The organism is Streptomyces sp. NPDC001796 (assembly GCF_042892355.1).
GTDB lineage: Bacteria > Actinomycetota > Actinomycetes > Streptomycetales > Streptomycetaceae > Streptomyces.
The window spans coordinates 1-7,822 of sequence record NZ_JBIAUC010000040.1 but is presented as its reverse complement, the minus strand read 5'-3'; the positions used below and the strand labels follow the sequence as shown (position 1 = coordinate 7,822).

7 protein-coding genes and 1 pseudogene are annotated in these 7,822 nt (G+C 67.8%); 6 read left to right on the top strand and 2 right to left on the bottom strand.

Annotation, left to right across the window (positions count from 1 at the left end; translation table 11 throughout):
- Positions 1-343 precede the first annotated feature (343 nt).
- Positions 344-964, bottom strand: coding sequence for a suppressor of fused domain protein (locus ACFYZE_RS35970; RefSeq protein ID WP_389003868.1), 621 nt, complete (start codon positions 962-964; stop codon positions 344-346).
- 521 nt (positions 965-1,485) lie between these two features.
- On the opposite strand from ACFYZE_RS35970, the gene ACFYZE_RS35965 reads away from it, so the two are divergent.
- The 5 genes and pseudogenes from ACFYZE_RS35965 to ACFYZE_RS35945 all read left to right on the top strand — a co-directional run bounded on the left by ACFYZE_RS35965 (position 1,486) and on the right by ACFYZE_RS35945 (position 5,100).
- A complete protein-coding gene (locus tag ACFYZE_RS35965; RefSeq protein ID WP_389003865.1) occupies positions 1,486-1,818 on the top strand; it encodes a WXG100 family type VII secretion target in 333 nt (110 codons plus the stop codon).
- The gene (locus tag ACFYZE_RS35960) at positions 1,815-2,936 is read left to right on the top strand and encodes a WXG100 family type VII secretion target (protein WP_389003862.1); all 1,122 of its coding nucleotides are present in this window, start codon (positions 1,815-1,817) and stop codon (positions 2,934-2,936) included. The genes ACFYZE_RS35965 and ACFYZE_RS35960 overlap by 4 nt, the downstream gene beginning before the upstream one ends.
- Before the next feature lie 2 nt (positions 2,937-2,938).
- Positions 2,939-3,181 (top strand): hypothetical protein, encoded by a 243-nt coding sequence (locus ACFYZE_RS35955; protein ID WP_389003859.1) that lies wholly within the window; start codon positions 2,939-2,941, stop codon positions 3,179-3,181.
- Position 3,182: 1 nt separating this feature from the next.
- Positions 3,183-3,434, top strand: a complete 252-nt coding sequence (locus tag ACFYZE_RS35950) for a hypothetical protein (RefSeq protein ID WP_389003856.1) — start codon at positions 3,183-3,185, stop codon at positions 3,432-3,434.
- A 468-nt stretch (positions 3,435-3,902) separates the two neighbouring features.
- Positions 3,903-5,100: pseudogene (locus ACFYZE_RS35945) on the top strand (IS110 family transposase).
- On the opposite strand, the gene ACFYZE_RS35940 reads toward ACFYZE_RS35945, so the two are convergent.
- A complete protein-coding gene (locus ACFYZE_RS35940; protein ID WP_389003871.1) occupies positions 5,092-5,436 on the bottom strand; it encodes a hypothetical protein in 345 nt (114 codons plus the stop codon). The pseudogene ACFYZE_RS35945 and the gene ACFYZE_RS35940 overlap by 9 nt on opposite strands.
- Before the next feature lie 323 nt (positions 5,437-5,759).
- Here ACFYZE_RS35940 and ACFYZE_RS35935 point away from each other — a divergent pair, with 323 nt between their 5' ends.
- Complete coding sequence (locus ACFYZE_RS35935; RefSeq protein WP_389003854.1) at positions 5,760-7,556, top strand: coagulation factor 5/8 type domain-containing protein; 1,797 nt, start codon at positions 5,760-5,762, stop codon at positions 7,554-7,556.
- Positions 7,557-7,822: the final 266 nt, after the last annotated feature.

The following is a 7,822-nucleotide window of genomic DNA, read 5'->3' as shown; positions in this document are numbered from 1 at the left end:
CGACACGATCCAAGGCCGCGACTGTCGTTTCCCCACGACCAGACCAACGACCCTCCACACCGAAAGTCACATGATCAACAACTTCTGTTAGGACCTCTTAGGGGTTCCGTCTGCGCCGATGTGTCGGGAAGCTCGGCTCGGGACGCTTTCGCACCACCTGGAGCGGGTCTGACGCGACCTCCTCGGCACGGCCTACTGGCTGCAGGTCATCGCCGTACAGGACGCTGTCCGTACCGTCGTCGGAGATTCGCGGCGATTCCGGGGCGGACGTCGACAGTTATCGCTGCGGAGGCCTCCTGCCCCGCCTGCGGCACGTCGGCAGCTCCCAACGGTGACGATCGGCTCAGACGGTTCGCGCCGGATCGGTCACCAGCAGTGGATTGCCGACCGCGAGCGTCTGCAGGACCTGCGCGGTGCTGCTGTCCGTCATGGCACCCTTCTCCTCCGCGGTGACGCCGACGGCCTGCAGGAAGGTGACCTTGCCGTTGGGAGTGTCGATGGTGCCCAACTGCGGGTCGGCAGTGAAGGCGAACACCGTCAGTCCGGTGGGCGGCGCGTCCTCCAGGTGGGGGTGCCCTGTGACCGGCTGGCGGAAGTCGATCCGGTGCCCGTCCTCCAGCAGAACCTGGTGGCCGTTCACGTATTTTGCGACTTCCTGCAGCATCCTGTACGGCCACCCGGGCGGCTGCTCCTCACCGCCGCGCCGCACGCGCAGCGTGAGCTCGAAGCCCCAGCCCGACCAGTCGGGATCGTCGTCCTCGCCGGGGGTGTAGAGCTCGCTCAGCCCGTAGGTCACGTAGTGCCAGTGCCCCTCAGCCGGGTACGCCGAGCACCCCTGGAGCGCACCGCCCTCGAAGCCTTTGGGTGGGAAGTAGCCGACGTGGAAGGGCGTGATCCCCGGATAGAACGGTGCGAGGGCTGCGTCTATGGCGTCCCAGCCGGGAGCTTCTTCAGTCTGCGTCACCGCCTCATGATGACGGACACCGAACGGGCGACCCGAGGCCGGGCCGGTCTTGTCCGTCAGCACGAGCGGGCCCCGTGGGAGCGTGGTGGCGTGGCGGACGTGCAGGCGGCCTGTTCGTCCACCATCCCTCGGCGCACCCGCAGCACGAACTTCGCCCGCAGCGCGAGGTAGCGGGCGGTCTTCCCCTGCCTCGCCCAGCGCAACCAACTCGGTCCGCTCGCCTTCGGTCAGAACCGGCTCCGGCTTCGCCGGACCGACAGCCCCGCCCTGCCCACGAGTTGGACGCGTCTCCCCGGAGAGAACGATCTCCACAGTGACAGGGCCTCGGTGCACCACGCAAAGAAGTCGCCAACCAGTTCTCATGATTTCCGGTGCATGACAGCAGCGACTTCAAGACAGTGGTTCCTCTGGTCAAAGGACGCGACATCATCGCGTCTTGATCCCGCAAACCACCCTTCCCGGCGGATCGCTCCCTCCAGTACTGCTGGTCTGTTCACGTACTCGACGACGGGGGAAGCAGGATGAGCCAGTTCGGTGTCGACCCCGACACGCTGACCGACCTCGCTGGGAAGTTCGACAGGGAAGCGAAGGGCCTCGCGAACCCGGTCGACGACTTCGCGGCGAACGCGTCCGAGGTCGGAGAAGCCTTCGGCCTGCTCGGCGCCTGCGACGGTGCGGCGCAGAAGTACCAGACGCTGCTGGACAGTACCGTCAAGGCACTCGGGCACCTGCCCGGCGTGCTCACCAGTGACGGCGACCGGCTGCGTCTCAACGCCGCCAACTACAAGGACTCGGACCGGACCGCCGTGGAACACCTCCGTGCCGCGACCCAGCCGGCGGGAGGCCCGGCGTGAGCATCAACGGCTGGATCGACGGCAAGGTTCTGGAGATCCTCCAGGCGTGCGGGGTGGAGCTTCCTGGTGGTGACGGCGCGACGCTCCGCTCGATCGCCCGTGCCTGGGACACCATGGGCGACGAGCTGACCGAGGTCGTGCACGCCCTTGACGTCGTTGTCCAGGGCGTCGACAAGCAGGGCTGGCACGGTGAGGCCCGCGATGCCTTCGAGAGGCACTGGGCGGAGCAGAAGCGCGTCATCGACGAGGTCGCGCACAACTTCCACCAGGTGGCCGACGGGCTGCGGGCGTACGCCGACGAGATCGACAAGATCAACGAGGAGATCATCGACATCTGCGTCGAGATCGCCGAGATGGAGATCGCGGGCGCGGCGCTCTCCTTCTTCACGGGCTTCCTCTCCGACCTCGTCGCGAACACGGCCGTGGCCACCCGGGTCGCCAGGATCGTCGACCTGGTGAAGCTCTTCACCTCGGCCGCTGAGAAGGTGGCGGCCCTGCTGGAGCGCTTCGGTGTGCTCAGCGAGGAAGGAGCTGCGAAGCTCGCGAAGGTGGCCGAGTTCGCCGCGAAGTTCCTCAAGAAGGGTGCCGAGAGCTTCGTCACGAATTTCGTGGCGGACTCGGGCAGCACGATGCTCAACCAGGCAGTTCACGGCCAGCCCGTGACCGTCGGAGACGACCTCGCCAACGGCGCTTGGGCCGCGGGCGGAACGGCCGTGTTCACCGGCGGAGGCGCGGCGCTCGCCGACACAGCCGGACTGACCGGGGCGGCCGGCAACATCCTGAGGGGAGACGGCCTGCTCGGCACCACAGCCAACGGCGCGGCGGGCAACGTGGCCGGTGGGCTCACGGCTGACGTCGCCAACAACCAGGATGCCTCGACGATGGGCCAGGACGCCCTCACGAACGCCGCAACCGGTGCCTTCGGGAACGCCCAGAACCACGGCGTCAACCATGCCTTGGAGCAGCACGGGAGTCTCGGCGGCAAGAACCTCAGTGACCGGGGCGAGCTGGCCGACAGCGCGTTCAAGAACACCGTGGGAACCACCTTGAACACGGGCGTCTACGCTGCCGGCTCCGGCATCGAGGCGGATGTCCAGGATCTGGCGAAGGACGAGTGAGCATGGTCGGCGACGTGAAACTTGCGGCCACGTGGACCCCAAACCCAAACCACCCCGCCACCTGGGCCGGCTTCTTCTGGGCGCTCCTCGGGATTGCCGGGTGCCTGATCGCCGTCATCGGCGCCGCCCTGACCGTTGCTCTCTGGCGCGTCAGCGATCAGAAGAAGTGGGGCAACTACGTTCTCGGGCCGGTGATCCTCGTGATCGGTCTTGTCATCGCCGGCTGGGGCTTCGGGCTGTGGTGACGTGCGCGATGGGCTCGGCGAGATGATCCTGGCAGGGGTCGCGCACAACAACCCGAACTACGACCCCGGCTGGGTTCCCTTCTTTGCGGCGCTCGTCGTGCTCGCGGGGAGCTTGATCGTCCTTGTTGGTGGAGCCATGTCCATCGGTGTGCGGGACCTCGTAGGCCGAAGGAAGTGGGCCGGTTACACGATCGGGCCGATGATTATCACGATCGGCGTTGCTGTCGTCGTCCTTGGCGTGTGGCTGTGGTGACCATGTGACGTCGGACGACCCGCGCCCCGGACCATTCCCGTGCTACGACAGCACCCGAGGAGGCTCTACGGACGGCAGGCGTCGACCCGAACCCTACCCGGAAGGCTGCGGGCGTCACGGCCGAGCTCGGCCGTCACCGATCGGCTCGGGCGCCATGATCCGAGGCGGTGGGGGAGCGGCCTCCGGTGATCACTTGCGGCGCCCGGCTCGTGCGGTGCCCACCGAGTCGACTCCACCCGGGACAGCAGGCTCACCCTGACCTCCCGCCCGCACGACCTGTACGCGGTGGCGGTGATTGCCCCGAACAACACGATCCGCGTCCTGGTCAACACCAAGCGGCTGCGCCGCCACCAGCGCGAAATCGGCGCCACCCTCGTGTGGGCGTTCGTGGAGGTCGACCAGCTGACCCGCAAGGGCGCCTGGTACCACCGCATCGTCCTGACCCGGCACGAACTGGGCGCCAACGTCCTGCCCAAGAACAAGGCCCGCGCTCTCTACCGGGTCGAAGCGGGCTGGGAGGCCGACGCCACCGCCGTCACACCGGCCGGGAAGAAGGCGTTCGACAAGCGCCTGCCCAACACCGAGCCCAAGCTCCGCGAACTCTTCGCGAAACTGAAGGCGAAGCACGGAACGGTGCTGGTCGTGGTCGACCAGCCGGCCTCGATCGGCGCCCTGCCGCTGGCGGTCGCGAGGAACATGGGCTGCCCGGTCGCCTACCTGCCCGGCCTGACGATGCGGCGGATCGCCGACCTCTACCCCGGCGAAGCCAAGACCGACGCGAGGGACGCGTTCATCATCGCCGACGCCGCCCGCTCAATGCCCCACACCCTGCGGGCCATCGACGGCGAGGACGAGACCATCGCCGAATTGGAGATGATCGTCGGCTTCGACGACGACCTGGCCGGCGAGGCCACCCGGGTCGCCAACCGCCTCCACGGCCTGCTCACCCAGATCCACCCATCGCTCGAACGAGTCCTCGGGCCGCGGTTGCAGCACCCGGCCGTCCTCACGCTGCTGGAACGGTTCGGGTCACCGGCCCAGATCCGCAAGGCTGGCCGACGCCGGCTGGTCACGCTGTTACGGCCGAAGGCGCCGAGGATGGCTGAACGGCTCGTCGAGGACATCTTCGCTGCCCTCGAACGAGCAGACCGTCACCGTTCCGGGCACCGAAGCGGCCGCACTGATCGTCCCGAGCCTCGCCGCCTCACTCACAGCTGTCCTCCACCAGCGCAAGCTGCTGGCCTGGCGGATCGAGGAACTCCTGGAGGCTCACCCTCTTTCGAAAGTCCTGACGTCGATGCCGGGAGTCGGCGTCAGGACCGGAGCCCGCATCCTGATCGAGGTCGGCGACGGCAGCACCTTCCCGACCGCCGGACACCTCGCCGCCTACGCGGGTCTCGCCCCGGCAACCCGGAACTCGGGCTCCTCGATCCGCGGCGAACAGCCCTCCAGAAGAGGAAACAAGCAGCTCAAACGGGCCTTCTTCCTCTCCGCGTTCGCCGCCCTGGGCGACCCTGCATCGCGGGCCTACTACGACAGGAAGATCGCGCAGGGCAAGCACCACACCCAGGCCCTGCTCTGCCTCGCCCGGCGCCGGGCCGACGTCCTCTTCGCGATGCTTCGCGACGGCACCTTCTACGAACCCCAACCTGCCAGGTCAGGCTGAGTCGCCGAGAACACGCCTTGCTTCAGTCCACAGTCGTTCGAACTCCTCCGCGGAGATCTCGGCTGCCTCGGGCTGGTCCTGCCAGCCGTCCACGGGACCTTCTGCGAGGACGCCGTACTGCCGTTCATAGCGGCCCATCGCCGCGAGATCGGCATGATCACGCAAGTGCAGCACCTCTTCCAAAGAGGCCGCCGTCACCGCCCGCGAGTTCCTCCCCCGGACCTCAACCTGTCGCGCCGCCCAGCCCTCGTCATCGGCCTCGAAAAACAGCCACAGATCTTCGTCCTCGTAGTAGGTGCGGAACCGGATCGTCATGCCGCCATCCTGACCCACCACCTTGACCAAACACATAGGGGCACCTCCCCGTCGGCGATCCGCCTCCGCAGGCCGCGGCGGCAAGGGCGAGTGAGAGGGTGACGGCGCCTGTGGCCGCAGCTCGGATGCTGGGCATGGCTCGGGGTCCCTTTCCGGATCTCCTCAGGTCTTAATTTAGAACGTGAGTTAAACCTCAACCGGTGGGTACGTCAAGGGTTTTGACACGCTTGCGGAACCCCTGCCGCAGCTCTTGACGCACTGGTTCGGACCATGAAGCATTCACCGGCAAGGAGAGCGCTCCCCGACCCCACATCGTTCACTTCCTGAACCAGGAGAGCCGCCCCATGCCCCCTGTCCCCCCGGATTCTCCAGATCCGCGTCGCCCTGGCGTCGGCCGCAGAGCAGTCCTTGGCGCAGCCGCGTCGGTGGCCCCCATGCTCGCGGGCCTGTCCGCACCGGCGTCGGCCGCCCCGTCCCGCAGGCGTCCGCGCACCCTGCCCGGCGGCGGCGACCTCGGCCCGAACGTCCTCGTCTTCGACCCCTCCACGCCCGGCATCCAGGCCGCGCTGGACGAGGTCTTCCGGCAGCAGGAGTCGGCGCAGTTCGGCACCGGGCGCTACGCGCTGCTGTTCAGGCCCGGCACCTACCACGGCCTCAATGCGCAGATCGGCTTCTACACCTCCATCGCCGGCCTGGGTCTGTCCCCCGACGACACGACCATCAACGGTGACGTGACGGTCGACGCGGGCTGGTTGGGCGGCAACGCCACGCAGAACTTCTGGCGTTCGGCGGAGAACCTCGCCGTCGTGCCCGCGAACGGCACCAACCGCTGGGCCGTCGCCCAGGCAGCGCCCTTCCGCCGTATGCATGTCCGCGGCGGTCTCAACCTCTCCCCCACCGGCTATGGCTGGGCGAGCGGCGGCTATATCGCCGACAGCCGGATCGACGGCCAGGTGGGACCGTACTCACAACAGCAGTGGTACACCCGCGACAGCGCGATCGGAAGCTGGCTCAACGGGGTATGGAACATGGTGTTCTCGGGCGTCGAGGGTGCACCCGCGCAGAGCTTCCCCAACCCGCCGTACACCACGCTGGAGACCACCCCCGTCTCACGCGAGAAGCCGTTCCTGTACGTCAGAGACAGCGAGTTCAGGGTGTTCCTGCCGGAGAGGCGCACGAATTCCCGCGGTGTCACCTGGGGCAACGGCACACCCAGAGGCACCTCGCTGTCCCTGTCGGAGTTCTATGTGGCCCGACCGGGCGACTTGGCCGCGACACTCAACCAGGCGCTCGCGCAAGGGCTTCACCTGTTGCTGACCCCGGGGATCTACCACCTCGACCAGCCGATACGGGTTGAGCGCGCGCGCACCGTCGTCCTCGGCCTCGGGTACGCCACGGTGGTCCCCGACGGCGGTGTCACGGCCCTGAAGGTCGCGGACGTCGACGGCGTACGGCTTGCCGGATTCCTCATCGACGCCGGGCCGGTCAACTCCGCCACCCTGCTCGAGGTGGGCCCGCCGGGCGCATCCAGGGACCACTCGGCCGACCCGATCACTGTCCAGGACGTGTTCGTGCGCATCGGCGGGGCGGGCGCGGGCAGGGCGACCACCAGCATGGTGATCAACAGCCGTCACACGATCGTCGACCACACCTGGGTCTGGCGCGCCGACCACGGCACCGGCGTCGGCTGGGACATCAACCGGGCCGACTACGGCATCGTCGTCAACGGCGACGACGTCCTGGCCACGGGCCTGTTCGTGGAGCACTTCAACAAGTACGACGTGCAGTGGTACGGGCAGCGGGGCCGCACCGTCTTCTTCCAGAACGAGAAGGCGTACGACGCCCCGAACCAGGCCGCGATCCAGGACGGCCCCGTCAAGGGCTATGCCGCCTACAAGGTCGGCGACAACGTGACCAGCCACGAGGGGTGGGGGCTCGGCAGCTACTGCTACTACAACGTCGACCCCGCCATCGTGCAGCACAACGGCTTCGCCGCTCCGGACACACCGGGTGTGCGGTTCCACGACCTGCTGGTCGTATCGCTCGGCGGCAACGGCCAGTACGAGCACGTCATCAACGAGACGGGAGCGCCGACCTCGGGCACCTCGACCACGCCGTCCACGGTGGTCTCGTATCCCTGACGCCGGCGCGGCAGCGACCGGGCGCCCCGGGATGAGCCGGGGCGCCCCTCCCTCAGCGCTCCAGGAACGCGAAGAGCTCCTCCCACCTGCGGGTGATCTCGTCCGGGGCGAACCGCTGCACATTCGAGCCAGAACCGCCGTCCGGGGTGAGGCGGTCGCTGTGACGGCGCATAAGGGGTCCTAACAGAAGTTGTTGATCATGTGACTTTCGGTGTGGAGGGTCGTTGGTCTGGTCGTGGGGAAACGACAGTCGCGGCCTTGGATCG